This is a genomic window from Thermincola sp. GK-1 (assembly GCF_059412445.1).
Window position 1 is genome coordinate 37,958 of record NZ_JBSQAT010000001.1, and the last position, 25,591, is coordinate 63,548.

General features: G+C 44.1%; 21 protein-coding genes, 5 tRNA genes and 1 pseudogene. 2 read left to right on the top strand and 25 right to left on the bottom strand.

Translation table 11 applies throughout. The features are described 5' to 3' along the window. Positions 1 to 5 precede the first annotated feature (5 nt). The 6 genes from ACSNJE_RS00225 to ACSNJE_RS00250 all read right to left on the bottom strand — a co-directional run bounded on the left by ACSNJE_RS00225 (position 6) and on the right by ACSNJE_RS00250 (position 5,518). Positions 6 to 1,370 (bottom strand): ethanolamine ammonia-lyase subunit EutB, encoded by a 1,365-nt coding sequence (locus ACSNJE_RS00225; protein ID WP_474774058.1) that lies wholly within the window; start codon positions 1,368 to 1,370, stop codon positions 6 to 8. A 24-nt stretch (positions 1,371 to 1,394) separates the two neighbouring features. Then, a complete protein-coding gene (locus tag ACSNJE_RS00230; RefSeq protein WP_013118958.1) occupies positions 1,395 to 1,832 on the bottom strand; it encodes a EutP/PduV family microcompartment system protein in 438 nt (145 codons plus the stop codon). After that, entirely contained in the window at positions 1,829 to 2,179 is a 351-nt protein-coding gene (gene eutS, locus ACSNJE_RS00235; RefSeq protein ID WP_052218671.1) for an ethanolamine utilization microcompartment protein EutS, read from the bottom strand. Before eutS ends, ACSNJE_RS00230 begins: the two co-directional genes overlap by 4 nt. A gap of 84 nt (positions 2,180 to 2,263) precedes the next feature. Beyond that, the gene (locus ACSNJE_RS00240; RefSeq protein ID WP_052218670.1) at positions 2,264 to 2,485 is read right to left on the bottom strand and encodes a hypothetical protein; all 222 of its coding nucleotides are present in this window, start codon (positions 2,483 to 2,485) and stop codon (positions 2,264 to 2,266) included. 42 nt (positions 2,486 to 2,527) lie between these two features. After that, positions 2,528 to 4,207 carry a sodium:solute symporter family protein gene (locus ACSNJE_RS00245; protein ID WP_052218669.1) on the bottom strand — a complete coding sequence of 560 codons (1,680 nt, stop codon included), beginning with the start codon at positions 4,205 to 4,207 and terminating at the stop codon, positions 2,528 to 2,530. Positions 4,208 to 4,309: 102 nt separating this feature from the next. Beyond that, on the bottom strand, positions 4,310 to 5,518 hold the full coding sequence (locus ACSNJE_RS00250; protein ID WP_495251688.1) for a phosphotransferase: 1,209 nt from the start codon (positions 5,516 to 5,518) through the stop codon (positions 4,310 to 4,312). Positions 5,519 to 5,960: 442 nt separating this feature from the next. Here ACSNJE_RS00250 and ACSNJE_RS00255 point away from each other — a divergent pair, with 442 nt between their 5' ends. Further along, a complete protein-coding gene (locus ACSNJE_RS00255) occupies positions 5,961 to 7,385 on the top strand; it encodes a sigma-54 interaction domain-containing protein (protein ID WP_474774056.1) in 1,425 nt (474 codons plus the stop codon). 305 nt (positions 7,386 to 7,690) lie between these two features. Continuing rightward, positions 7,691 to 9,151, top strand: a pseudogene (gene mttB / locus ACSNJE_RS00260) ([trimethylamine--corrinoid protein] Co-methyltransferase). Between the two features lie 92 nt (positions 9,152 to 9,243). Here the strand turns inward: mttB and ACSNJE_RS00265 are convergent. From ACSNJE_RS00265 to serS, 19 genes are all read right to left on the bottom strand, one after another. Further along, on the bottom strand, positions 9,244 to 9,879 hold the full coding sequence (locus tag ACSNJE_RS00265) for a cobalamin B12-binding domain-containing protein (RefSeq protein ID WP_013118952.1): 636 nt from the start codon (positions 9,877 to 9,879) through the stop codon (positions 9,244 to 9,246). 139 nt (positions 9,880 to 10,018) lie between these two features. After that, positions 10,019 to 10,378, bottom strand: coding sequence for a pyrrolysine--tRNA(Pyl) ligase small subunit (gene pylSn, locus ACSNJE_RS00270; protein ID WP_495251845.1), 360 nt, complete (start codon positions 10,376 to 10,378; stop codon positions 10,019 to 10,021). A 38-nt stretch (positions 10,379 to 10,416) separates the two neighbouring features. Further along, positions 10,417 to 11,244, bottom strand: a complete 828-nt coding sequence (gene pylD, locus ACSNJE_RS00275) for a 3-methylornithyl-N6-L-lysine dehydrogenase PylD (protein ID WP_495251689.1) — start codon at positions 11,242 to 11,244, stop codon at positions 10,417 to 10,419. Between the two features lie 5 nt (positions 11,245 to 11,249). Further along, positions 11,250 to 12,434 (bottom strand): 3-methylornithine--L-lysine ligase PylC, encoded by a 1,185-nt coding sequence (pylC, locus tag ACSNJE_RS00280; protein WP_495251690.1) that lies wholly within the window; start codon positions 12,432 to 12,434, stop codon positions 11,250 to 11,252. A 13-nt stretch (positions 12,435 to 12,447) separates the two neighbouring features. Further along, on the bottom strand, positions 12,448 to 13,539 hold the full coding sequence (gene pylB / locus ACSNJE_RS00285) for a methylornithine synthase PylB (RefSeq protein ID WP_495251691.1): 1,092 nt from the start codon (positions 13,537 to 13,539) through the stop codon (positions 12,448 to 12,450). 276 nt (positions 13,540 to 13,815) lie between these two features. Continuing rightward, positions 13,816 to 14,772, bottom strand: coding sequence for a phosphotransferase (locus ACSNJE_RS00290; RefSeq protein WP_474773856.1), 957 nt, complete (start codon positions 14,770 to 14,772; stop codon positions 13,816 to 13,818). A gap of 135 nt (positions 14,773 to 14,907) precedes the next feature. Further along, positions 14,908 to 15,741, bottom strand: a complete 834-nt coding sequence (pylSc, locus tag ACSNJE_RS00295) for a pyrrolysine--tRNA(Pyl) ligase large subunit (protein WP_495251692.1) — start codon at positions 15,739 to 15,741, stop codon at positions 14,908 to 14,910. Between the two features lie 337 nt (positions 15,742 to 16,078). Continuing rightward, complete coding sequence (locus ACSNJE_RS00300) at positions 16,079 to 17,563, bottom strand: S41 family peptidase (protein WP_495251693.1); 1,485 nt, start codon at positions 17,561 to 17,563, stop codon at positions 16,079 to 16,081. 150 nt (positions 17,564 to 17,713) lie between these two features. Further along, positions 17,714 to 19,837 (bottom strand): DUF6449 domain-containing protein, encoded by a 2,124-nt coding sequence (locus tag ACSNJE_RS00305; protein WP_052218914.1) that lies wholly within the window; start codon positions 19,835 to 19,837, stop codon positions 17,714 to 17,716. Continuing rightward, positions 19,815 to 20,711: an ABC transporter ATP-binding protein gene (locus ACSNJE_RS00310; protein ID WP_013118943.1), complete on the bottom strand. Its 897-nt coding sequence runs from the start codon at positions 20,709 to 20,711 to the stop codon at positions 19,815 to 19,817. The genes ACSNJE_RS00305 and ACSNJE_RS00310 overlap by 23 nt, the downstream gene beginning before the upstream one ends. Next, complete coding sequence (locus ACSNJE_RS00315) at positions 20,708 to 21,085, bottom strand: GntR family transcriptional regulator (protein WP_495251694.1); 378 nt, start codon at positions 21,083 to 21,085, stop codon at positions 20,708 to 20,710. The genes ACSNJE_RS00310 and ACSNJE_RS00315 overlap by 4 nt, the downstream gene beginning before the upstream one ends. A 142-nt stretch (positions 21,086 to 21,227) precedes the next feature. Continuing rightward, positions 21,228 to 22,205, bottom strand: a complete 978-nt coding sequence (gene bioB / locus ACSNJE_RS00320) for a biotin synthase BioB (RefSeq protein ID WP_495251695.1) — start codon at positions 22,203 to 22,205, stop codon at positions 21,228 to 21,230. A gap of 486 nt (positions 22,206 to 22,691) precedes the next feature. Beyond that, a tRNA-Ser gene (locus tag ACSNJE_RS00325) sits at positions 22,692 to 22,786 on the bottom strand. 72 nt (positions 22,787 to 22,858) lie between these two features. Further along, positions 22,859 to 23,326 (bottom strand): tRNA adenosine(34) deaminase TadA, encoded by a 468-nt coding sequence (tadA, locus tag ACSNJE_RS00330; RefSeq protein WP_052218918.1) that lies wholly within the window; start codon positions 23,324 to 23,326, stop codon positions 22,859 to 22,861. Positions 23,327 to 23,394: 68 nt separating this feature from the next. Next, positions 23,395 to 23,469 (bottom strand) — tRNA-Arg (locus tag ACSNJE_RS00335). Between the two features lie 211 nt (positions 23,470 to 23,680). Then, positions 23,681 to 23,757: transfer RNA gene (locus ACSNJE_RS00340), tRNA-Arg, on the bottom strand. Between the two features lie 6 nt (positions 23,758 to 23,763). Beyond that, positions 23,764 to 23,858, bottom strand: a tRNA-Ser gene (locus tag ACSNJE_RS00345). Between the two features lie 157 nt (positions 23,859 to 24,015). Then, positions 24,016 to 24,105, bottom strand: a tRNA-Ser gene (locus ACSNJE_RS00350). 76 nt (positions 24,106 to 24,181) lie between these two features. Continuing rightward, positions 24,182 to 25,453, bottom strand: a complete 1,272-nt coding sequence (gene serS / locus ACSNJE_RS00355) for a serine--tRNA ligase (protein ID WP_495251696.1) — start codon at positions 25,451 to 25,453, stop codon at positions 24,182 to 24,184. Between the last annotated feature and the right edge of the window lie 138 nt (positions 25,454 to 25,591).

Consider the following 25,591-nt stretch of genomic DNA (forward strand, 5'->3'; position numbering starts at 1 on the left):
CCTAATTATTCATCAAATATTGATGGGTCGCCGGCCCGTTTGGTAAGTTTCCCGTTTTCCATAATACCCATCTTTTCCAACCACTTTTCGAACTCCGGCAGGGGTCTCAACCCAAGAATTTCCCTGACACTGGCATCATCATAATAACTGGTATCCTGATAACTGAGCATGACATCGTCACCCCCAGGAACCCCCATGAAATAGTTAGCCCCGGCCATGGCGCACAGCATGGTACCGATTTCCTGGTCATTCTGGTCAGCCTTCATATGGTTTGTGTAGCAGGGGGCAATACCCATCGGCAACCCATGCAGTTTGCCCATGAACAGGTCTTCCAGGTCCGCCCGGATAACTTCCCTACCGTCATAAATGGTTTCCGGACCGATAAAGCCGGAGACGTTGTTTAACATGAAGGGCCTGAACTTCCGGGCAAAACCGTAGGTCCTGGCTTCCAGAGTCATTTCGTCTACTCCATGGTGACAGTCAAGGGAAATCTCTGAACCCTGCCCCGTTTCAAAATACAACAGGTTCGGCCCAGTACCGGTTCCCTTGACTAACGCCAGTTGATAAGCCTCTTCCAGCATGGCAGCAGTAACCCCAAAGGCATCATTGGCCGCTTGGGTACCGGCTATGCTCTGGAACAACAAGTCAGCCGGTGCACCTTTTTCTACCGCTTTCATCTGCGTGGTAATATGGGCCAGTACACAGACCTGTGTGGGAATCTCCCATTTTTCCATAAACTCTTTAATTGTGCTCAAAATCCTGCCTACGGTTTCCGGATTATCTTCAACAGGGTTAATTCCGATTACGGCATCACCACTGCCGAAAGTAAGCCCCTCTTTTACACTGGCCATGATTCCGGTAATGCTGTCCGTCGGGTGGTTGGGCTGGTTGCGGAAGGCAAGAGTGCCGGGTATTCCGATGGTGGTATTACAGTGGGCCTGAACCCTCATTTTTTTCGCGGCGTAAACCAGATCCAGATTGGACATCAGTTTGGCCACAGCGGCAATCATTTCACTGGTAAGACCCCGCCCCAGGTGCAAAAGGTCCTCACCCGTGGTATCACTGTCCAGAATATAATCACGCAGTTCTCCTACCGTAAAATTTTTGAATTTCTGGTAAATACGCTGGTTAAGCGTGTCATAGATTACTCTGGTAACCTCGTCTTCCTCGTAAGGAATAACCGGGTTATTATAGATATCTTCGAGAGTAAGCTCGCTTAACACCAGCTTGGCGGCAACCCGCTCAGAAGCAGAAGAAGCCCCGATACCTGCCAACATATCACCTGATTTTTCTTCGTTCGCCTTTGCCAGCACTTCTTTCACGCTTTTGAAACTAAATACTTTGTTGTTAACCTTGGCCTTTAAATTCAAAGAAATTACCTCCCTCCGTGAGAATTAAAATTGAGTTAGCAACTTTTTCAACTCATCCATCCCGTCCCCTGTATATGCCGAAACGGCAACCACAGGACCGCTTAATCCCAAACTTTTTAAAAAGCCCCGGGCCCTTTCGGGATCAGCTTCGGGATGGTCTGTTTTAGTCACAACACCTATGGTTCGCCTGGAAAAAGCCCCGGCAAAACCGGGCGGAAAAACAGATTGTGTTCTGGTGGCATCCTGAACAAATAGGAGTATTTCTGCTTCCAGAGAAGTTGCAAAAAGGGCCCTGTAAAAAAAGGGGTTTTCCATATACTCTCCGGGAGTGTCAATGGACCCGGCATTATAATTTAGGGCCTGGGTTTTTTTTACTTCGCCCCGGCCCCCGTAGAGAGCCGAAATCAGGGTGCTTTTTCCACTGCCCACCGCTCCCACGACCATAACCCGGTGCTTGCTCATGACCTGGTCATCCTTGCGGGCGAATAATTAAGTTCATTTTCCAGAACACTGTTTACTTCTCTAAGAGCCGCTTCTACCCCGGCCACATCTCCGGTTATTACTACCGCACCCGTAAACCGGTCCAGGAAACCAATGTCCACCGGGGCCGCCTTTGTAGCAATATCAGCTGCAATAATCGCTGTTTCACCAGGAGTCAGGGTTAATATCCCTATTGCCCCGGTTGCAGGAAGTCCCAGTTTCTCAAAGATGGAACGGGCCGGATGGGCAATCACATGGGCCAGAGTGACCTGCTTGCCCGGAACATATTCCTGAATTAGTCGCTGTTTCTTGGAATTGTCCTTATCCAAAAACTCCTCATCTCCCGTTGGAACCGTGATAGACTTGCCCCTTTTGTTCAGTTTGCCGAAATTTTAACCACTGTCATTATCACCTTACGTTAATTTAATTGAAGCAAAAATCGTGCCAATAGACATATCCCGTACAGCCAGCGGATAACCCGCAGATTCGCCTGAATTTTTCAAAATTAATAAGTCAATTCTGACTTCTTCTAAGTCAAAAGCTTTTGGCCTAAAAATTATCTGCCGGACAACAATCTGATTCCATAAAAAAGGATCATAATTGATTGTCCGGCAAGATAACAACTCAATCAACAACCACATTCACTTCTGTTTTCACAACCTTGAAAATCAGTACCCTTATGCGTTTTCCCGCAATGCCTTGAAAAACTCCTCGTTATCGTCAATCGGTTCATCGGCTACAGCAGCCAATTGCGCCTCGGTCGGAGGAGCAGTCAGGTAGGTACCGATGATTAATCCGGCCAGACCGCAAACCAGGCCCACTACGCAATAACCCAGGTATGAGGAAGCCATTGAGCCTTTACCGAATATCCAGTCCCAGATGGGCATGGTATAGGAGAAATTCCACACCTTGTATTCCAGAATAAAGAACACTATGGTACCGATAAGTCCGGAAATACCTCCTGCCATTACCCCAAAGAGGTTGGCGCGTTTCCAGAACAGCGCATAAAGCATTACCGCTACCCCGGCAGTCAATAGGCCTGACGATAGGAAGTATGCATCGTTAAGTGTTGCTCCGACAGTCGGCATATTATAAAGCATGGCGATTCCGATGTTAATAATAACCATTAAGAAGGTGATAATACGTGACCATTTAACAATTTTTTCGTCAGACCAGCCTTTCCTCTTATACCATAATGGCTGGAGAACGTCGTAGGAAACGTTCATGGCGGAAACATTACTGTAGTTAGCTACAGTGGACATACTGTGGGCGGAAAGCAGGAAGATCAGTAAAGCTTTGACCCACGGTGACATATACTGGTTGATATAAACAGATATTACGTTATAACCACCCTTGTCTCCCAGAACTTTTGCCGCATGTAAAACACCGTCTTTAACTTCAGGCTTGAAAATAATCAAGCCGAATATCCCGATAATGGAAGAACAGGCCACAATCAGAGTGGTATTGTAAATAAGGCTGTATATGGCTCCCTTGCGAGCTTCTTTGGTGCTTACAGCAGCCTGTGCCTTCAACCAGAAATCTTCAGCAGCTCCCCAGCCGGGTACAAGGCCAAACATGATTATCAACGGGAAGGATAAAGATACAAAAGCAAACAGGTTGGTCGCTTTGGCTCCCTCCTGATAAGGATAAGCCATTTCGTTGATAATTGCCTGTTGTTTCAGCATTTCCCAGATAGTTGTATGGTTTTCTGCCGCAATTCCGTGCGCAGTGAAATACATGGCACCCGCCGTTACAACCAATATGATGGCACCCATGAAAAACTGAATAATGTTGGCATTTATTACCGAACGGAATCCACCCATGTACATGTACAACGCGATAGGAATTGCATATATGATAATCATGGCATTAACAGAGATATCCAGGGCCGGCGCCATAATTAGAGCCGCAGCATACAACTCCGCCGCAGACCACAGTGTATAGGAGAATATATTTACCATGGCAGCTAATGTTCGTGCCGGTAAACCGAAACGGTTTTGCAGCATCTCACACTGTGAAATTGCTTTAATTCTCCTCAACGGACGCGCCAGAGCAAACTGAAGCAGGTTTGACAGAAACCACGGTATAGCCACAACCCAGAGCCCCGATAGACCCTGGTCGTAAGTGGCCCATGTCATCCAGGTAATCATGCCTATTAACATCCATCCGGATGCAACAGACATACCCACCATGTAAGCAGGCTGTGAACGGCCGGTAATCCAGAAATCGTGGTGTTCCTCTTCCGCACTGCCGGCACTTTTTTGTTTTTTGTAGGCATCCCATCCGAGATAAACCACAAACAAACAATAAACCAGTAAAACGGCCCAATACCATAACGGACTGACATCGTTGCCCATTAATAATCACCTTCCTTGCTAATATTAAGTTATTACATGTAGGAAATTATAAAGCAAATAAAGATTAAAAGCAAAACTTTCATCTTGCATTTAATTTAAGCATTAGTATTCGAGAGACTTACCCACTTGCAGAATTTCATCCCCGTGATTTTCAATCCATTTCATCACCCGGACGTTATGCTGCAAATATGCCAGGTATTCATAAACATTCAGGTCACTGCCTGTATAAAACGCCGTAACTGTCCAGTTGATCAAATACATGTTGGCCGCGGCTATCATGGTGGGCAGGTAGTGTATTTCCGTCTCATTCAGAGGAGCCAACCCATTCAGTGCGCTTAATGTTCGTTGATACGATTCCAGAAAAATACGGCATTTATCAAGCAATAGAACACCGTCGCTCTCGTCCAGCCACGAACAGCATGCATACACCATGGCCAAGGCCACATCAAAAATACGCAAATCTATTTTACACCAGTCAAAATCAAAAATACCCACCACCCGGTTGTCCTTGAACTTCAGGTTCCCCGGATGAAAATCCGAGTGTATAGGATTTAGCGGCATTTTATCCAGGTCCTCTTCGGGGATCCGGGTCCTATTAATTGTTTCCAGAAATTCCGGTAGATTCTTTACATAATAAACGTGAAATTTTGATTCGTTCTTCCGTTCGGCAAATTCCTTAAATAACACCGGAAGCATGGGCAAAAGCTCCATAATCCTGGGTTCTACCCTTTCCCTTCCCTGGGGGTCAAAGTTCCTGGCCGCATTGTGGAAGGTAGCCAATGCCTCTGCCATGCTGACATATTCTTTATCATTCAGGGTGGGATTGTCCCAGGTATACTTATCTTCGCCCGGCAGAAAATCATATACGGCAAAGAAACGGTCAACGGCCTTGCCATTATTGTCTTCGCTGATTTTCACGTAGGTTTTTTGGTTGTGAGTGCGGATTAAACCGGCAGCAATATCCAGACCATTGGCAATACAAAAATCAATCAGGGAATGCTCCAGTTGTATCTCTGATTCTGTAATACCGGACTTATACATCCTCACAAAATACCAGTGTTTTATCCCGTTCTTTTCCGTACAGACTCCATAACTTTTGTTAACGTAACCCCCCAGCATTTGATAAACGTCGGTTACTGTACCCAGGTCATAATGGGTGAAAACGCTGACAATCTGGCTGTAAACCAACGCTCCCTCAAGAAGCTCACTGAGTTTGATGGCAATGTTTTTCAGTTGCCCACTCTGCGATACCAGGGACAATGTCTGGTCAGTATCTAACGGCGTAAGGCGATGCATATTGGATAAATTCATAACATCCCCCTTTTTCCGACTGGGTCTGAATTTTTTGAATCCACCCCCTTTTTCTGAATTTTCTTATCCCTCCAGGGTATTATTAAATTAATGCAAAAACCATGCCATCCTCGGAACCTGACAGGCCCCTTTTTCAAGTTTACCCGCCCCCATGGCTTGCTTGTCCGGTTTTTTGACGTATTTTGTGTTTTTTTATGCATATTTTGCGTTCTTTTTTGTGGTCCGCTAAAGTCCATATTGACTTTTTTTAAGTCATTTTTTATCCTCCTGGCAAAGTATGCATTAACTCATTATTACAGAAACTGTAATTCAAAAATGACTCATTTTTTGTCTGCAAACAGAGGAATATGGCGAATTGTGTCGAATGCTTAAAATTAAAAGAAAATTTGCATTATACAGAATATGTGATGCCAATCAGCATATTTCAATGGGGGAGGATGCTATGGCTGACGAAAAAATACCGCAGTTAGATTATGAAACCCTAAAAAAAATTTTGGATAATTCCCATGATGAAATTTACGTTACCAATGCAGACGGTATAGTAATTTATGTTAACAATGCCTGCGAAAGACATTACGGTGTGAAGGCTTCAGACATTATTGGAAAGAAGTCGGAAGAATTATCCAAAATGAACTACTGGGCACCTCGGGTAAGCCCAATAGTGTTAAAAAGAAAGCGAAGCTTTACCCTCGAACAAAAAACCTGCACGGGTAAAACTCTACTGACCACAGCCACCCCTATCTTTGACAGCAACGGTAATATAGAATATATCGTAGAAAATTCACGGGATATTACAGAGTCTGAAGGAATTCGTCATGAACTGGAAAAAAGTCTCCGCCTGCTCAAACGCTATAAAACAGAGCTAGAAGTGCTCCGGAAAAAAGAAATGGCTATTCCTGATATAATGCATCAGAGCAAGCAAATGGAAGGCATCCTTCGTTTGGCAAGACGCGTGGCTGCCGTTGATTCTATTGTCTTGTTGCTTGGAGAATCCGGGACCGGCAAAAGCCTCCTGGCAAAATATATTCACAAAAACAGCCCCCGGAAAAACGGGCCTTTCATCACCGTCAACTGTGCTTCCATCCCGCAGGAATTGATGGAATCGGAACTGTTCGGTTATTCCCGGGGAGCCTTTACAGGGGCCAACGAAAAAGGCAATATTGGTCTGATCGAGTTGGCAGCGGAGGGGACTCTTTTTCTTGATGAAATCGGCGAACTTTCTCTGAAAATGCAGGCCAAACTTCTCCAGGTGTTACAGGATAACCAGTATTTCAAAGTGGGCGGCCGGGAAATCAAAAAAGTAAACTGCCGGATTATAACTGCCACCAACCGGAACCTGCAGCAAATGGTGGAAAAGGGAGAATTCCGGGAAGACCTGTATTATCGACTCAATGTTTTTGAAATCGAAATACCGCCCCTGCGTTTCCGCAAAGATGAAATAGAGCCTCTGGTAAATTATTTTTTGGAGAAATATAACAAAAAATATAAACAGAACCACAGAATTTCAGAAAAATGCATGCAGGCCTTTTTAAATTACGACTGGCCGGGCAACGTCCGCGAACTGCAAAACTTGATCGAACGCCTGGTGGTTGTGAGTCCCGGGCCAGTTATAGAAGACATTGACCTGCCGAAAAGTTTTCAAAGCGTCCAGAAGTCTCTGCCTCCAGACTTACCCAAAAATTCGTCATCCCTGGGTGAGGCAATAAGCCAGCTTGAGAAGGAAATAATTCAAAAAGCATACCAGGAACTGGGAAGTTCCTATGAAGTGGCAAAGGCCCTTCACATAAGCCAAAGCAAAGCCAACAGACTGATAAGAAAATATTGCTCAGGCCAAAAACAACTTAAAACCAAATCAAAAGTGACTTAAAAAAGTATGCCCCGGTATCACCGGGGCTTCAGGCTGTTAGCAAAGGTTAACTTTGTCTTCAATCTGAAGCCCCGGTATAACCGGGGCTTACTTTTATGGCATAAAAATTGCATTCTAGAGATAAATGAGACACTTCATTAAATACCGGTCTGTCAGGGGTAATTATCTTTGGAAGGGGGTGAATTCAGTCCTCTCGACTCTTTCATAGGCAGTATATTTTAAAATTTCGAACTATTTCGGAGGTGAATTTCTTGTACAGAGCTTTACATGCCGGTTCCACTCGAATGGAAGGAATCGGGCTAAAAATGTTTACAGATGATGAACTTTACGACATCCACCTGGCTACACTGGATGTACTGTGGAACATTGGCGTAAAAGTTGAAAGCGAAAAGGCCCGGGAAATTTTCTACAGTAACGGTTGTGTTATCGACCCGGAGACGCAAATTGTTAAAATCCCTGCACACCTTGTAGAAGATGCTCTGCGCACTATTCCGAAAACTTTCCGGGCTTGCGGAAGAAATCCGGAAAATGATTGGGTATGCGAAGGGAACAGAACCGGATTTGTTAACTTTGGTGAGGCAGTCCAGTTGATCGATCCCTACACCAAACAAATTCGGAAACCCACCAAAAAAGATGTTGACGATGTAACCAGATTCTGCGAAGCTATGGACCAAATTGTGGTTTTCGAAAGAGCCATTGGCCCATCAGAAGTAGATCCTGACGTTTCTCAGGTGCATATTGCAGAATCCTTCTACAACTATAGCACAAAACACGCATATATTGGCATGAACCGCCCGGAGAACATGCGGGCTGTTGCCAAAATGGGTTACGTTGTAGCCGGGGGCGAGGACAAGTTCAGGCAAAGACCCCTTTTTTCCCAGAGTACTGACCCGGTAAGCCCATTGGTACATTCCAAAGGCGCTACCGACACCCTCCTGCAGGCCATTGAGTGCGGTGTACCCGCCAAAATCAACTCCATGGGTTTGGCCGGCGGTACAACCTGTGTGCACCTGGCAAGTACTTTGGTAACCCACAATGCCGAAATTCTCAGTATGTTTGTATTGAGCCAGTTGGTCAAGAAGGGCCATCCCATGGTGTACGGTACTTCCACCACTATGATGGATCTCAGGACCACCGTTGCCTGCGTTGGCAGTCCTGAATTAGCCCTTTTCAGCGCCGCTGTCGCCAAACTTGCTCAATTCTATAACATTCCAAGCTGGGTTGCCGGTGGATAGACTGACAGTAAAGTTCCTGATCCCCAGCAAGCTTTCGAGTTTGCCCTTACCGGAATTATACCAGCGTTAGCAGGAGCTAACATGATATATGGTCTGGGCCTGCTCGAAGGAGGCTTGACCTGGGACTACGCAACTCTGGTAATGCAAAATGAATTTGTCAGGATGATTATGCATACCATTAAAGGAATTCCGGTAAATGATACCAAGATGGCATTGGAAGTAGTCCGTTCGGTAGGACCCGGCGGGGAATTCATTAGCCATCAGCATACTTACCAGAATTTCAAGGAATTATCCAGAAGCGAACTGATCGACCGCAAGAATCGCGATGGTTGGATGGCTGACGGCGGTAAGGATATCGTCCAGAAGTCCTACGAAAAAGCCATTGACATTCTTGAAAACTTTAAAAATCCAAGTCCGCTTCCGGAAAATATCCAGCGTCAACTGAAAGAAATTGTTAAGGAAGCCGAAGCAGAAACTGCTGAAATTAAAGCAAAGGAGAAAGAAAAGACCTTTAAGAAACCTAAATTCTAAAACGAAGAAGGGACTGGTAGGCGCCAGTCCCTTCTCTTATGGCCAGTTACTATAAAGCAGGGACTGCCCTTTTTGGGCAGTCCCTACGCAACTTATGCACCAATCAGTTCTTTGCAAAGATCGGTGGCAGACGCAGCGTCAGGAGCAAAGCCGTCAGCGCCGATAGAATCAGCAAAATCCTTGGTAATAGGAGCGCCCCCAACGATAACTTTTACTTTGTCCCTTAAGCCTGCTTGTTCAAGGTACTCGATAGTTTCCTTCATGGCCGGCATGGTAGTGGTAAGCAGCGCAGACATGGCTACAATCTGAGGTTCGTGCTCTCTCACGGCATCGGCAAATTTTTCGGGAGAAACATCTATCCCCAGGTTAATAACTTCCAATCCGCCACTTTCCATCATCATGGCAACCAGGTTTTTCCCAATATCGTGCAGGTCGCCTTTTACCGTTCCAAGAACTACTTTACCTTTACTCTGTACATCGTTGTCAGCGATTAAAGGTTTTACAATCTCAACACCTGCTGCCATGGCCTTTGCACACATAAGTACTTCCGGAACAAACATATCTCCAGCTTTGAACCGGGCGCCTACTACGTTCATACCCGCAATTAAACCTTCATTAATAATTTGTAACGGGTTGGTACCCGCATCAATTAAAGCTTTCACCTGCTCCTTCACCTGAGCTTCCTGACCGGCAATAACACTTTGTGCAACACTCTCAAAACTTGCCATAATTTTCTTCCCCCTTATGTTTTTGATAATCTGGTAAACTAAATTCAGTGAAATTGTTGGTTAATAATATGCTTCCCCTGTCCCTCCTTTTTGAAGTTTTGATTTATTTTGTTATTAAAGGTTAAACTGGTGCTTTAACCTAAAGATTAGACCCATAGAATTGATTTAAACCTGTAGCCGAATACTTTTCCAGCTTCCATTCGGGAACCCGGCAAGCCCTACAGATGCCAAGGTGCCACTTGTTTCTCAGCCATCTGGCCGCCCGGCTATTTCTGGAATTACGTACAATGAAGCGTTCGTTGCAATGGGTGACAATTTCCGCAGTATTACCACGGATGGTAATAGTTTTAATCCCGTGCAACGTGCCAGAACGTGAAGGCCAAAGCTTTATCTTTTCAAGAAGTTTGAAGAACTCCACGTTCTTACGGTAATACCTCTTTTTATCTTTTGCATCAAGCGCCTGTACTTTTTTGGTGTGACCCTGCTCCTTTTTGCACATACTCCAATTGTTCATCTCCAATCTTCTTTATCTGATACTTAAGCCTGTTTACATACGTCATAAATCATAGTAGCTACCCCTATTTCTAGGGGATCGTGGAGCAGTCGGTCGGCTACCTCCGGAAGCGCTTCACCGTCAACCCCCAACGGTATACCGGGTGCGGCAATAAAAGTGTCCGGGGTTATGTGCTTTTTATGAATGAAACTTGGTGTGGGAGTAGCATCGTAAATAATTTTATTGACCAGCAAAGCCCTATCAAGTTTCTCTTCTGTTCTTACCGTGATACCTGTCTTTTCGCGTACTTCTTCTGCAAGTCTGTTACTGCACCCTGGTTCAACATCATATACCGATATTTTGGCCCCCAGCCTGGCCAGAGCTAAAGCGGCTCCCTTTCCAACGGGTCCGGCGCCCAAAATGAGGACATTTTTGTTTCTCAGGCCGCCGGTCATCAAATCAAGGGCAGCGGCATATCCCCTGCCGGTGGCTTCTCCGTTATCAGATACTCGCCCTGTAACGCGGTTAATTGCCACGAACTTGTCGTCATCGGCCATCATTAAGATTTCGGCGCCTTTTTCCACCGCTTCAGCCACTCCCCCGGCATCGGTATTTTTAGTAACAAAAGAGTTAAAGCCCAAAAAACCGGTTATACTGGCAACAGTTTGCGTGAAACCTTCTATTATTCCCCGCCCACAGGTAAGGGGTATCACGGCCACCTTAAAATTACGGCAAACCTTTTCTTCTCTGGTTTCTGCCGCATAGGCGGCTATTTGTCCCAAAGTGGCACCCGTTTTGGCAATTAAGTCCCTGTTATATTTCTCCAATGATGCCTTAATGTGACAAATGTCTTTTGTTTTTAGCCTTGTCATAACAGTTACATACTCCTTAATTCAAATAAACTTTTCTCATAAGGCGACGTATCCAGGTAGCTGCTGATACCCATTTCTTCCCTAATGCGCTGGATTACCTGGCACCGTTTGTTCCAGGCTTCCTGTCTGTTTTTTCCGGTAACGATTAAAGTTGCCACCCAGTGTTTTTTACCGGGAATATAATCAGTAATCACTTCATCAGCGCCAAATAATCCATTACATAATTGAAGGTTTTCGGCGCCGGCCATGATATGTTCGCCTGAAATTTCTATACGGTATGGAAAAACGTTAATATGCTCGTAAACCACTCCCCGGTTGTCCTCAATCTCAAAAGTTTTCCATGGCTGTCCCTTGGCAAAAGCCTCCCCGATAATCTGCAGCATGTTTAGACCGGTTGATTTATATACAACCGTGGGCGTTTGGCTAGGTAACCGGGCATCAATTTCGATTACCTTCAGTTGACCTTTGTGTAAAATGGCTTCCACATCCATAATGCCGTTTAACTGCAACTTACGGGCAATTTTTAGCGCCGTTTCTACAAATTGTTTTTTTAGACCCCTTTCAAGTCTGGCAGGCGCCAGAACTCTTTTACAATCGTAATTGCCATCCATTTGCAGTTCTGTAACCTGCATTGCCTTATATTGACCTGCAAATCCTATTACCTCAATGGAATAGGAAGGTCCTTCCAGATACTCTTCAATTACCCATGGGTGGTTTTCCTTTAACAACGTTTTCTGCAGATTAAGTTCAGACTGGTTGCGTATTTTCAGTACTCCCTCACTGCCGCTGGCATCGGAAGGTTTAACTATTACGGGAAATCCGCATTTCGGCCATGGTACAGGCGCCGGCACGCCCAAATCGGCAAAAAGTCTATTCGACCGGATCTTAGACGAAGAAATACTGTAAGCGCCGTCATCGTAAAGCATAGGAATACCTGTTAATTGACTGGACAAAAGAAGACTGGCCAGAGCTTCTTTGTTTTCGAAGGCGGGAATTATCAGTTCACATTTATTTAAAACCTTGACCAGTTCGTCCTGTCTCGTGACATCAAGACATCGAAACGAATCACACAGCCGCGCAGCAGGAACTGTTTTGTCCTTATCAATCAAAATAACTTCCCATCCGGCCTTTTGGGCCAGGTACGCGGCTTCGACTCCCTGTAATTTACCTCCTACAATTGCTACCCGCATTTTTTTATCCCCTTTACCAGGCGAAAATGCCGTTCTGCTTATCAGTAACCCAAGCGCTATAATCATCCCTTGATGCCGTGGTCAAGTTACACTCTTCCAATACAGGAATGATACTACTGACGGTCCGCTTACCTTCCTCGATATCCAGCGAACTTTGTGACACACCGGCCAATCCCGCACCCGGAGGTATTATTGAAGTAACTATGTTAGCGCCGGCATTCAGCCTCTGTTGGAGGCCGCTAAGCCCGTCCACATCCAGAGATGCCGGAATCAATCGGTTGGGGAAACATAAACGCATTACAGCAATAATCAATAATTCCCGAAGTCTGGGAACAACCGGCCAGGGATACATGGGTGTCCACTCCTGTGAAACAAAACTCATCACCCTTACCTGTTCAGCGCCTATTTCATTCATTACTTCGAGAGAATGAGCTATGTCTTCAGCCGTATCCCCCACGCCGGTCATAATACCTTCTTCGATCAAAAGACCCACCTTATGAGCAAAAATCTTTTTTTCCATACGCGTATCGTAACTCTGTTCCAATCTGAGATTATTGAATAGATCTAAGTTATGGGTCTCCTGATAACAAGCATACCAGTCAACACCGATTTTCTTAAATTCCCTGAGGATTTCTTCGGAAACCACGCCGGGAGAAATCATAAGGGGTATTTGCGTAGCCTTTTTGATGTTCTCCACAGTCCTAATCAATTTTTCGAATCCTTCGCAATTGTTAGAAAAATACGCCGGGTCTTCCCCCATAGTCAAATCAAGTAAATGAACTCCCGATTCTACCAATCTGTTAGCTGTATCTAATATCTCCGCTTCAGTCTTACGATAACGTTTAAAATTACGGTTGGACCTGCGATACATACAAAAAGCACAATTATTGCGACAATAAGTTGAAAAATATACAAAGCCGTAAAGAAACACTTTGTTGCCAAAATATCGCTCCCGTAAAGTCCTGGCCGTCTGAAAAACTAGATTTATCCCTGCCGGATCGGTTAATGAGAGCAGATATATCAAGTCCTCTTTTGTTAAAGGTGTTTCTTTAAGAGCCTTGTTCAATATATCATCCAACCTTTGGTCTGTAGCTCCCCTTACCATGTAAACACCTTCTTTTACTTTTAAACAACTACACAAACCCTTCGGGAAAAACAACTGCGAAGACAGACCAATATAAAAATATTGCAATTTTTATGCCAGAGTAGGGTTCCCCGGCCAAATTAACGATAGAAGGTCAAATTATGCTTGAAACAAATATTTATTTTGAGAGAGTCCGGTACAAATTCCATAAACCCAAATCAGATTAAGTCACAAGTTACTTTTTTAAGTCAAACTTAACTCAAAAATGAAAGGTCCGATATTAAATCGGACCTTGATCTACTTGTTATAAGCTGCTAAAGCCCTATCGAGGCTACCATTGTTGATTAACGCGTAAGCCCTGTTAAACCTGTTCAAACCATATGGCCAATATTCTTCGTGGGGCTTTCCGGTGGCAATCTGCAGAACTGCCCAGTAAGACCATAAGGCATCACATAAAAACTTGTTAATAATTAAGGACCCGAATTGTTTCTCAGTTAACTCTCCGCCGAAGTATTCAGTCAGCAGCAACTTTTCTTGTTCCTCGTTTAATTCAGCTTCCAGGCACAAGGCCGCCAGGTCAAACATGGGGTCATTCATACCACAATATTCCCAGTCAATAAGATAAAAGTTCTTTTCATCATCCAACCAGTTTTCACAGAGGGGGTCATTATGACAAGGCGCCAGTTTCGGAGGATTCTTTTCCAGAGCTTCTCTCACTTCTTCAATTTTTTGTTCGAACAGTTCTGCGCCGTCATAGAAGGCAAAGTTTTTCTGGATAAGCAAGTTTTTATAGGAATATGTTTCTTTCAACAAATCAAACCTGGAAATAAACTGTTTCCCTGACTGATGGTATTTTTTAAATACCTGGGCAGCTTTTTTGATATATTTCTCTTCCTGCATATCAGGTATATGCAAGGTTTTTCCGTGGATATAAAGACATACCTGGCAGCCGGTTTTTTCGTCATACCAGATTACCGGAGCGTTAATATTGAGTTCGGCCATTAAGGTAGCTGCATGTTTTTCGGCAGGGCGATTGAGGTATTCTTCGGTACCAGGGCCGGCTATCCTTACGGCATAAGCCACATTATTGACGGTCACCTTATAGTTGCTGTTAGTTAACCCGCCCGGCAAAACTTCAATACTGTTGATTCTGGCCTTTTTTTCTGCAAAAAACGGGATGTTGCCGATCATTTGGTAAATGCGGCCAATGTGGTCCAGACTGATGGAATTATCAAAAGTAACCTGTTCACTCATGTATGCTATCTCTCCTTATCTGTTTATATTTTTTTATACTTTTCGGACTTTTACAAAAACAACAGTTACTCAACCTTCGTGGCTTTTTCACCCCTCCCCTAAAAAAGATTAAAATACTTTTTAAGTAAAATTCATTTATATATTTAAACGTACGCCATTAAGGTAAGAGAGGCTTCTTCCAATGCTTTGCACATTTTGGGTACCTTCCCTGGCCATCAGAAGCCTTTCCAGACCGAAGCCAAAACCTGCCCAGGGATCAATAATCCCCCAATTTTCGTCCAGCACATGAGGGCCCATGGCCCCTGAGCCCAGCTCAAAGCCTTTTATTACGTCCAGAGTATCACCGTAAACATTGGAGCTTTTGGTGACCAGCCGGTAATCAGTTATTCCGGCAGTGTCCATAACCAAAGAAGCTATATCTTCCAGCCACTGGTGGCGCTTGTTTTCAGGCAAGCCCAGTTCTGTAACGTTTAACATGGTAAATTCGTTTAAATGATAGGCTCCCTGTGATTCTTTGCGGTAGCATGTACCAATTTCGAATATGCGGATAGGTTTAGACCATAAACGCACCAAGTCTTTCCACAAAGTATACAGGTTAGGCGCCAGCATAGGACGCAGGCATCTCTTTTTGTCCAGCCAGAACACCTGAGAAAATAACGGATGGTCATCAGTAATGGACATCTTGGCAAGAGAAGCTTTAGAGATAATTGTAGGCGTGATGACCTGAACAAAACCCTTTTCGGTTAAGGCTTCAACTAATTTGCTCTCCAATTCGCACAGAGAAGGTCGCCTCTGAACCTCTCTGAATTTCGATAACTTTTTCTTGGCTTGATTTACCAGTAAGCGCTCCTGTTGTTGAAAAGCCCTATCCCGGTCAGCATGGCTCTCAAAAACCAAATTTAGTTGCTCTTTTGATGCGTTTAACTCTTTTAAACGCTGTTTCTGAACCTGTGTCCATTCAAGGGCCAATACCGCTACCTCCTATAATCTTTTTGGCGGGGAGTCCGGGAGTTTCACCCGGCTGCACGAATTTAGAGTCCGTGTGATCTATCCGATCCACCCCCCAAGACACTATTTCATTTATGCAAATTCTATACCAACCATTTAAACGTAAATTAAACTTCTTTTCCAATCTTATTGGACAAAATTTTGTTGTGAATATCCAGCTCCTTCAAGCACTTTTAGCCTAATAAGTAAGTCGTCCGGGACTTTTGGGTCAGTCATTTTTAACTTAAAAAGGCCATAAAAAAAACGAAGGGGTTCTATCTTGTTTAAACAGAACCTCTTCGTTTTTGCCTACACCAATTTATTTCCCCAATAATTCCACAGCTTTCGCATATTGTTTATCGTACCGCAATATTATTTGAATTAAAGCTTCATTCAATTTCTGCTGGGTAATAAAATCTAGGACCCCATAAGGATAAAGCCCCTTGTCTTTTTGGAACTTCTTGATAGCGGCAAAAGTTTTGGCATCTAAATTTGTATCCGGTTTATCAAGGTTATACCCTAACAGAATTAAGATTTTTTCAGCGTTATATACTTCGTCGCTTTTGGTATGCAAAGTCATTTTTGTTTTCTTGGAAAGTTTTTGGATGTTCCGTACATCAATGCCGTTTGTAGCTTTATAATCGGGTACACTTACGTCGGGTACCAGTCCTACCTGGTTAATTCTTTTACCCCTGGGAGTAAAGTATTCACCGATAGTTATTTTTGCCCAGCCGATAATTTCATCATCTGCCGGGATAATTTTATACTGTTGCATTAAATCTATAGCACTTACCGTATCTGCATTATATAATTTTTTGTATTTTTGATAAGCTTCCGGTGTCAAAAGGGGCACCATCTGCTGTACTTTTGATTTGCCGAAGGTTTTCGTGCCCACTAAAACCCCCGCTTTGGTATCCTGAATGGCGCCGGCTAGAATTTCAGAAGCGCTGGCCGTAAAGCCGTTTACCAATACAGCCACTTCATATTTTTTCTCTTTTAAATTGGAATAATATTCCGTATCCTGTTGTTTTTCCGATTTATAATCTAATTTGGTAATTAACCCGGTAGGCACAAAGTTTTCCGCCACAGCCACCGCCTGAGACACTTCACCGCCCGGATTATCTCTTAAATCTAAAATTATTTTTTTAATATTTCGCTTATCCAATTCGCTTAAAGCTTGCAAAAAATACTTATTTGTATTTGCATTAAAAGTGGTTATAGCTATGTATCCGATGTTACCCCTTATATCATATATAACAGGGTTAATTTCAATTTCCGAACGTGTTAATTCTAAGTTAATCAGCGCCTTTTGCCCATTTCTTTTCAGGGTTAATTTAACTTTTGTCCCTTCCGGACCTTTGATCATTGCTGAAATTTCATCGGAAGAAAGACCCGCAATATTTTGGCCGTCCACAGCGACTATTTCATCTCCCGCAATTATACCCGCTTCGTCGGCCGGAGAACGGGAGAAAACATCGGTAATTATAACAGCCGCATCGGTTTTAACAAAAGCAATCCCAATGCCTTTATAATTTCCCTCTATAGAATTAAAAAAATTTTCTGCGTCCTTTAAGGAAAGGTATTCGGTATATGGATCCAAATTGCCGAATATACCTTCCAAAACGCCTTCCGAGAACATATCAGCCTTTATTTCTCCGCCATAATTTTCTTTGATAAAATCAAAAACACTTCGCAGATAATCTAACTGTTCATCCCGGGTTGCCTCGTATGCTGCTGCGTTCTGACCGGGTATAAAACACATAATCAAAAATATAAATAAGAGGACCTTGGTCAACTTTTTCATAATATCGTGCTCCTTTTCATTTTTTTGAAATGCGCAGCATGCCCTGCCGTGTTTTTCCACAGTATAGTATTTCGATAATTAACCGCCACTCCCTGCCTGTTAAAACAAAAAAAGGATTCCTGCCTGTTATATCAGGAATCCGTATAACCACTAACTCCTGTTCAGCATTTTATAAATCAGTTGCCGGGCAAAGGGGGAACTGTCAAACCCAACATATATGACACTACCGTCTTTCTTTACTATTTTGCCATAGTATTCAACTTGGCCATAATTTTCAGGCATTTTCCCGTTTACCGGCTGCTTCTGCCTCGCCATAAAAGCGTTTTCGTCCTCTAAACTGCACCAGTCCAGGAGAACCTTTATCTTCTTTTTATCCTTCACTTCCATAGTCTCACCAGAACGGGTCTTTTTAACAATTATTGTCGATACATCGGCCGGGTCCAGGAACAGCTCTTTCAGATAACCGTATTTCGCCAAAAAGGCCTCGAAATTTTTAAATTCAGCATAATAGTTTAAATTATAAACCGGTCCATTCGGCTCTGTATCTTTTGTTGGTATAAATTCAATAATTGCCCGGGTTGCCACCTTACCTTCCATGGCAGCTTCATAGGAGACCTTTAAGACATCTTTCCTCAGAGCCGTAAGGGCTTCTTCTATTTCTGTCCGTTTATAAATACGGATGTTTTTGCCCAAATGATGGTTGTTTACGTTTAGCTGGTCAATTTTCCCCGCATCCATTTTGAAGAGTCGCCCATACATAACCTGTTTTGCTTCCTGAGAGTTGAATATGGGGTATAGGAATTCACGGTACAGATACATATCGATATAATATGTTCTCTGAACCTTCTCGCCACTGTCTAAAACATAGGTTATGTCTACCGACCTCATGCGCATCGGGTCTACAGGCCCCACAGCGCTATTCATTTGCTGCCCATAAAATGCCTGTTCACGGACTTTGTTCTCCTTCTCCATCTTTATAATCTGCCGGTGGAGCTGACGAACCTTCCCAATATTGTCCTGCCCGGTAAGTCCCTCAGTAGCCATGAGGCCTTCCATGTTTAGAGTGCTGAGAAATACCTCTTTTACCCCACTCTGGTCCGGAACATATCTTTCATAGCCAACAAGGTCCAATTTGACAGAGGAGATAAGTAAAATGAATATGGCGCCAAAAACAGCCATCCCTTTCCACCGTTTATAGAAGTGGAAAGATTTATAAGCAATCATATCAGCAATGATGTAGCCAAGTACCGCCCCAATAAAATATCCCAGGTATAAAACGCCTATACTCCGTTCATTGAGCGAACTGAAGTAAAGACCGCCTGTCAAGGCAGCACATACCGCCACTCCATATTTGAATATCCAGCGTATCCAATCTGCAGCCAGGGTCTCTCCCGCGGCCTCCGCAGGCCTTCTTTTATAAAGGTAAATACTGATAATACATAATAGGACAGCTATCACTAAATACCAAACGTACCATGTCATATCTGTAAATAGTAACCGATAGTTCTGATTGTTCAGATAGCTGACCAGAGGCGACAACCATTCTATGTTCCTTCCATTGATTCCTCTGGGAAATCCATATAACAGCTTCCATAAGTTAAATTTTATCAGCAGATATAGTCCCAAAGGCAGAAACAAACCGATAAATGTTAGGGCCCCCTGAAGCAAGACATTGCCGGTAAGCATGCCGATAAACACTGTAAATACATAGAACAACCCTGTCATCAACAGATTCAAGAACAACCAGTAGGCCATCACCTGCCATACGGGAATGATGTTAGGACCGTTACTGTTCATCTGTTCCATGGCTGGGCCGTATACGTTTGGGTCATACCACTGCCCTTCAGTCACTCCGAAGGCAGCAAAAATCACATATATAAGCAGCCCGTTAATCAATATGGGCAGCCAGATTAAAGTTAACCCGGCAAATAGGTTCTGGCAATAGTGGGATGCCCGTTTAATTGGCAGGCTGTGAAAGAATGTACTTGCTCTGTCCGTTTGCAAATAGTGAAAAAGTATCAATCCAAAGATTACCGGAACAATGATGTTAACAAAATGTTCAATTGGGTGAAAGAGTATTTGCGGTACAAAGCTTTTATTGGCCACCTCGGTCCAAAGATTTCCCTGCAGAGATTTTTGTTTGCTGAGCTCCATCCACAAAAGCAGTGGGACTTCCAGAAACAGCGCCACCCCATACAGGATGCTCAGCCATTTAAACCTCTTTAGAGCACCTTTAAATACGACCCATTTCCTAGAGGATGTTCCGGATGTCATAGCCTATCCCTCCCATCTCATATACAAATATTTCTTCAAATGTTAACGGAAGCACATCCAGCAGCAGAGGCCGAAACTTTTGCACCTGAGCTTTGATATCCTGTTCGTCTCCCCGCATAATTAAAAGATGTACGCTGCCTCTCTTTTCATGATACAGAACGTTTCCGGCCCTTGACAGTTCCTCTGGTAACCCTTCCGGGAAAGCTGTCTGAACCTTACTGATTCCTTTCTTTAAGGCATCCAATTCGCTCTCAATAATGATCTTGCCGTCATGCAGAATTCCCATGTAATCGCATATGTCTTCTAATTCCCGAAGGTTGTGGGAGGAAATGATAATGCTCATCTCACGCTCTGCCACATCTGCCATGAGCAGCTTCTTTACTTTGCTGCGCACCATAGGGTCAAGCCCATCCAGAGGCTCATCCAGGATCAGAACCTGGGGTTTTACAGAAAGAGCAAGCCAAAAAGCAACCTGCCGTTTCATCCCCTTGGAAAGCTTGGTTACCCGGCGTTTCACATCTATGCCGAATACCTTAAAAAGCTCATCAAACCTGTTTTCATCCCATGTAGGATAAACCTGGCGGAAAAAATTCGCCGTCTCCCGGATAGAATAATGGTTAAAATAAAACAGTTCATCAGGGATAAAGATAATGTTTTCCTTTACGTGATTATTTTCAAAAACCGGTTGCCCATCTACCATGATACTACCACTGTCCGGTCGGTAAACACCGGCCATCAGCTTTAACAAAGTGGTCTTTCCTGCGCCGTTGGATCCCACGAGTCCATAAATCGACCCTCTGCGTACATTTAGGTCCAGTCCTTTCAATACTTCAAATTTATCAAACTTCTTAACCAACTGTCGTACTTCGATCATACGCCGCTCCCTCCTTTTTTCGTTTTTTCAATAATCTCCAAAATTTCCTCGATAGGGACCCCCAAGTATACCAATTCGGCCACAATTTTTTGCAACTGTTTCATCAATTCTTCCTTTTGCGGGCTATTTTCAAGTTTCTCTCTCGGTTTCACAAAACTCCCTTTCCCCGGAATGGAATAAATATAGCCCTGGCGTTCCAGTTCACGATAGGCTTTCTGAATGGTATTGGGGTTTACAGTCAGCTCCAGGGCAAGTTCCCTGACCGAAGGCAACTGTTCGTCGTTCTTCAGGACCTTATGGATGATGAGCTCTTTAATTTTTTCAGTCAACTGCTCATAAACCGGAACCCTGCTCCTGAAATCCAGTTGTAGCATTCTTTTTTCACTCCCTTCCTAACACTGTTAACTGTGTTAGTACACATAATACGGTTAGCTATATTGTATCATATTTTTGAAATTTGTAAATAGAAAAGTAAGGGGTTTGGCAAAATAATTGTCAAACCCCTCTTTCTTAACGTTATACTTCTAATCCTACCTGCCGGATCATTTGCTTATCTTCCTCTATCTTGTTCCCCACTGTTGTCAGGTAATCGCCTACAAGGGCAGCATTTACTCCGGCTTTAAACCCTTGAATTTGTTTTTCACCGAGGGCTGTTCTTCCCCCCGCATATCGGATATAAGCCTTCGGCAGGATATACCTGGACACCGCTATTGTCTTTAATATCTCGATGGGAGATAAAACTTTTCTGTTTTCCAAGGGGGTACCCTTGATTGGATTTAATATGTTTATGGGTACGGACCTGGCCCCAAGTTCTTTTATATCAAAAAACATCATAACTCTGTCTTCCGGAGTTTCTCCCATTCCGATAATCCCTCCGCAGCATATATGCAGCCCGGCTTTCTGCGCGTTTTTTATCGTATTTATTCGGTCCTCGTATGTATGCGTCGTACATATATTAGGGTAATATCTCCTGCTTGTTTCCAAATTATGATGGTAGGTACTTACACCTGATTCCTTGAGGCTCTGGGCCTGCTCGTAGGAGATAATGCCATGGGATGCGCAGAGCTCTAATTTGGTCTCCTTTTTAAGTTTCCGGTAAATTTCTGTCAGCTTTCTCAGTTCTTCATTACTAATTCCTCTACCGCTGGTAACGATGGAAAACCTTGTTACTCCTTTTGCTTCAGCCTCTAACGCTTTTGGCAGAATTTCCTCATGTTCTAAAAGGGGGTATTCTTTTACATTAGTATTGTAATGAGCCGACTGGGCACAGTATTTACAGTTTTCTGAACATTTCCCTGATTTTCCATTAACAATGGCACATAAATCCACTTTCTTCCCAACAAATTTTTCTCGAATTTTATTGGCTCCCTCGAATAGCGCTTCGAGACTTTTCAAATCCTCCTCATCAATATTTATCATTTTTAGGGCTTCGTCAAAGCATACCCCTTCCCCACCTAAAACCTTGGCTGTCATTTCTTGAACAAATTTTTTCATAAGCTTCTTCCTCCCCAAAAGATTAAATTGGACCAATTGTTTTTTTAATTGTATAAATTCTCCACAGTATTGTCAACATATTTTTAGCTACAGGTTAACAATTGTTGCGCAAAAAATTGTCCTGCAATGAAAAAGGGATTCGGCACCAATTGCCAAATCCCTTTTGTTATATACAATATGGCGGAGAGAGTGGGATTCGAACCCACGAGGCAGGTGTTATCCCGCCTACTCGATTTCGAGTTAGCACTTCCGACCAGCTCAGCCATCTACGGCTGTTGAAAAGCTTCGCCTGCCTTCGTCACCCCGCCAGCCCTCATCCTCAACGTACCTTACAGGTACGCCTCCGGTGTGGGCAGTCGGGCTTCCTTGTCATGCTCGCTTTTGAACAGCCTACCTACCGCCGGGCTGAGCCGGTCGAAAGCCGTCAAAATCAAACAAGGGATTCCTGCCTCAAAAGGCTGGCATCCCTTGACTCATATTGCTTTATGGCGGAGAGAGTGGGATTCGAACCCACGAGGCAGGTGTTATCCCGCCTACTCGATTTCGAGTCGAGCGCTTTCGACCAGCTCAGCCATCTCTCCGTGCCTACATTACCCCGCTCGCCTGGCGGCTCGGGGGTCTCATGGTTGGTTTGCTCCGCAAACCTTCCAATTTTATTTTCTCAATCTCCGGAAAAACGCTTTCATCAATTTACTACACTCTTCCTCAAGCACCCCGGCTACTACCTCGACCCGGTGGTTTAATCTAGGGTCTTGAGCCAGGTTCATCAGTGAACCCATAGCTCCCGCCTTTGGGTCAGCGGCGCCGTATACCACCTTTTCTATGCGGGACTGTACCATTGCTCCCGCACACATGGGACACGGTTCTATGGTGACATAAAGAGCAGCGTCCTTTAAATACCGCCAGTGGCCCAGTTTTTGCACAGCTTCTTTAATAGCCACCAATTCTGCATGAGCGGTAGCATCTTTCCACTGTTCCTTCATATTGTGCGCTCTGGCCACTACATCATCGCCAATCACAATAACAGCGCCTATAGGAACTTCCCCTAATTTAAATGCAGCCCTGGCTTCCTCCAGGGCTAATTGCATATACTGTATATGCTTTTCATTCAAACAAATCATCTGCCAATTGCTAATTGTTCATTGTAAACTATATATTCATTGTCAATTGTCAACTGTCAATTGAAAAATGGTGCCCTCGCCAGGAGTCGAACCTGGATTTACCGCTTAGGAGGCGGCCGTACTATCCATTGTACTACGAGGACAGGGTTACGGCATCTGAAAAGCTTCGTCTGGCTTCGTCAGATGTCTTGCCGGCTCCTCCGACGTACCACCAGTACGCCTCCGTCGCCGTCAGGCCATCTTCCTTGCTATACTCGCTTTTGAGTTGCCTCTGATTTGCGACTATTATCGCCAAAAGGATTGTCATTGAAAAAGGCGTACCTGAGGCACGACTTATTGTTTGCTTAAATTAAATGGCGCGCCCGGCAGGATTCGAACCTGCGACCACCAGATTCGTAGTCTGTTACTCTATCCAGCTGAGCTACGGGCGCGTATAATGGCGGAGAGAGAGGGATTCGAACCCTCGATACGGGTTTTGGCCCGTATAATCGCTTAGCAGGCGACCGCCTTCGACCTACTCGGCCATCTCTCCGTTTGTAGTTTACAGTGACAGTAGATTTGCTCTACTGCTAACCGCCATCTGTTAACTGTTTAACTGTTAACTAACAAACCGCCATCTGCTAAACTGTTAACTGTTAACTGTTAACTGCTAACTGTTAACTGCTAACTGTTAACTGTTAACTAATAAATGGCGGAGGAGGTGGGATTCGAACCCACGGAACCCGTAAGGGCTCAACGGTTTTCAAGACCGCCTCCTTAAACCGCTCGGACACCCCTCCGTCCGATACATACTAGAGTATAACACGAAGAAAAAATATTGTCAACCAAAGAATATACTTTGCCAGTATCTAGCAATTATAAGTTGATCTTGTCCACTCCCATATAGGGCCTTAAAACTTCGGGAACTACTACCGAGCCGTCTTCCTGCTGATAGTTTTCCAAAATCGCTGCCACAGTCCGGCCTACCGCCAAACCCGAACCATTTAAGGTATGCACAAATTCGGGCTTGGAACCAGCTTCCCGCCTAAAGCGAATATTGGCCCGGCGAGCCTGGAAATCCAGGAAGTTACTACAGGAAGAAATCTCTTTGTAAGCCTGATAGCTAGGCAGCCATACCTCTAGATCGTAGGTTTTCGCCGAACTAAAGCCCAGATCGCCGGTACACAGGGTAACTACCCGATATGGCAGACCAAGTAACTGTAGTACTTTTTCTGCATTAGCCGTAAGTTTTTCCAATTCTTCAAAGGAATCCTCCGGTTTTGTAAACTTCACCAATTCTACCTTATTAAATTGATGCTGTCTGATTAACCCCCTGGTATCACGGCCATGGGCCCCTGCTTCAGCCCGGAAACAGGCGCTATAAGCAACATGATATAAAGGAAGTTGTGCGCCGTCCAGGATTTCTCCCCGGTAAATGTTGGTCACCGGTACTTCAGCGGTGGGGATAAGAAAATAATCAACACTGTCTATCCTGAACATATCTTCTTCAAATTTGGGCAGTTGGCCTGTCCCAATCATACTGTCCCGGTTGACCAAAAAGGGTGGAAATATCTCCGTGTAACCGTGTTCTCTGGTATGTAAATCAAGCATAAAGTTGATGATGGCCCTTTCCAGCCTGGCGCCGAGGCCTTTATAAAAAGTGAAACGGGCTCCCGTAATCTTAGCCGCACGTTCAAAGTCAAGGATGTCAAGATTTTCCCCGATATCCCAGTGGGCCTTGGGTTCAAAGGCAAACTGACGGGGCTCGCCCCATCTCCTTATTTCCTGGTTATCGGCATCACTGGCTCCTACCGGAACAGATTCATGAGGTATATTTGGTATCGTCAGCAGAGCGCCGGCAAGATTCTCTTCAACCTCTTTAACCTTTTCATCAAGTTCTTTAATCTTTTGGGAAACCTGGCGCATTTCCAGGATCATTTCTTCCGGATGCTGCCCCTGTTTTTTTAATTTCCCTATTTCTTCAGAAACAACGTTGCGTTTGTTTTTCAGTTGTTCAACTTCTACCAACAGTTCCCTGCGCTGTTCATCCAGCTTTAAAAAATTATCCAGACCCAAAACAGCGCCACGCTTGGATAGCGCTTCTTTTACAGCCTCAGGATTGCTGCGTATAAACTTGATATCTAACATATTATCCTCCTCTCAGGTTTGGAGTAAATAAAACCTCTCATCACTGATAGACATTTCCATCAGGGATGAGAGGTGAATAAGACATATCACCACTCCGGAAAAAGTTCTTTTCCATTCCCCTCCTGATAATTATACATC

Excerpts from the sequence above, each read along its gene's own strand:
- ACSNJE_RS00230 (WP_013118958.1), bottom strand. The coding sequence starts at position 1,832 with ATGAGCAAGCACCGGGTTATGGTCGTGGGAGCGGTGGGCAGTGGAAAA.
- ACSNJE_RS00245 (WP_052218669.1), bottom strand. The coding sequence starts at position 4,207 with ATGGGCAACGATGTCAGTCCGTTATGGTATTGGGCCGTTTTACTGGTT.
- ACSNJE_RS00250 (WP_495251688.1), bottom strand. The coding sequence starts at position 5,518 with ATGAATTTATCCAATATGCATCGCCTTACGCCGTTAGATACTGACCAG.
- ACSNJE_RS00255 (WP_474774056.1), top strand. The coding sequence starts at position 5,961 with ATGGCTGACGAAAAAATACCGCAGTTAGATTATGAAACCCTAAAAAAA.
- ACSNJE_RS00265 (WP_013118952.1), bottom strand. The coding sequence starts at position 9,879 with ATGGCAAGTTTTGAGAGTGTTGCACAAAGTGTTATTGCCGGTCAGGAA.
- pylSn (WP_495251845.1), bottom strand. The coding sequence starts at position 10,378 with ATGTGCAAAAAGGAGCAGGGTCACACCAAAAAAGTACAGGCGCTTGAT.
- pylD (WP_495251689.1), bottom strand. The coding sequence starts at position 11,244 with ATGACAAGGCTAAAAACAAAAGACATTTGTCACATTAAGGCATCATTG.
- pylC (WP_495251690.1), bottom strand. The coding sequence starts at position 12,434 with ATGCGGGTAGCAATTGTAGGAGGTAAATTACAGGGAGTCGAAGCCGCG.
- pylB (WP_495251691.1), bottom strand. The coding sequence starts at position 13,539 with ATGGTAAGGGGAGCTACAGACCAAAGGTTGGATGATATATTGAACAAG.
- ACSNJE_RS00290 (WP_474773856.1), bottom strand. The coding sequence starts at position 14,772 with ATGAGTGAACAGGTTACTTTTGATAATTCCATCAGTCTGGACCACATT.
- ACSNJE_RS00300 (WP_495251693.1), bottom strand. The coding sequence starts at position 17,563 with ATGAAAAAGTTGACCAAGGTCCTCTTATTTATATTTTTGATTATGTGT.
- ACSNJE_RS00305 (WP_052218914.1), bottom strand. The coding sequence starts at position 19,837 with ATGACATCCGGAACATCCTCTAGGAAATGGGTCGTATTTAAAGGTGCT.
- ACSNJE_RS00310 (WP_013118943.1), bottom strand. The coding sequence starts at position 20,711 with ATGATCGAAGTACGACAGTTGGTTAAGAAGTTTGATAAATTTGAAGTA.
- ACSNJE_RS00315 (WP_495251694.1), bottom strand. The coding sequence starts at position 21,085 with ATGCTACAACTGGATTTCAGGAGCAGGGTTCCGGTTTATGAGCAGTTG.
- bioB (WP_495251695.1), bottom strand. The coding sequence starts at position 22,205 with ATGAAAAAATTTGTTCAAGAAATGACAGCCAAGGTTTTAGGTGGGGAA.
- tadA (WP_052218918.1), bottom strand. The coding sequence starts at position 23,326 with ATGATTTGTTTGAATGAAAAGCATATACAGTATATGCAATTAGCCCTG.
- serS (WP_495251696.1), bottom strand. The coding sequence starts at position 25,453 with ATGTTAGATATCAAGTTTATACGCAGCAATCCTGAGGCTGTAAAAGAA.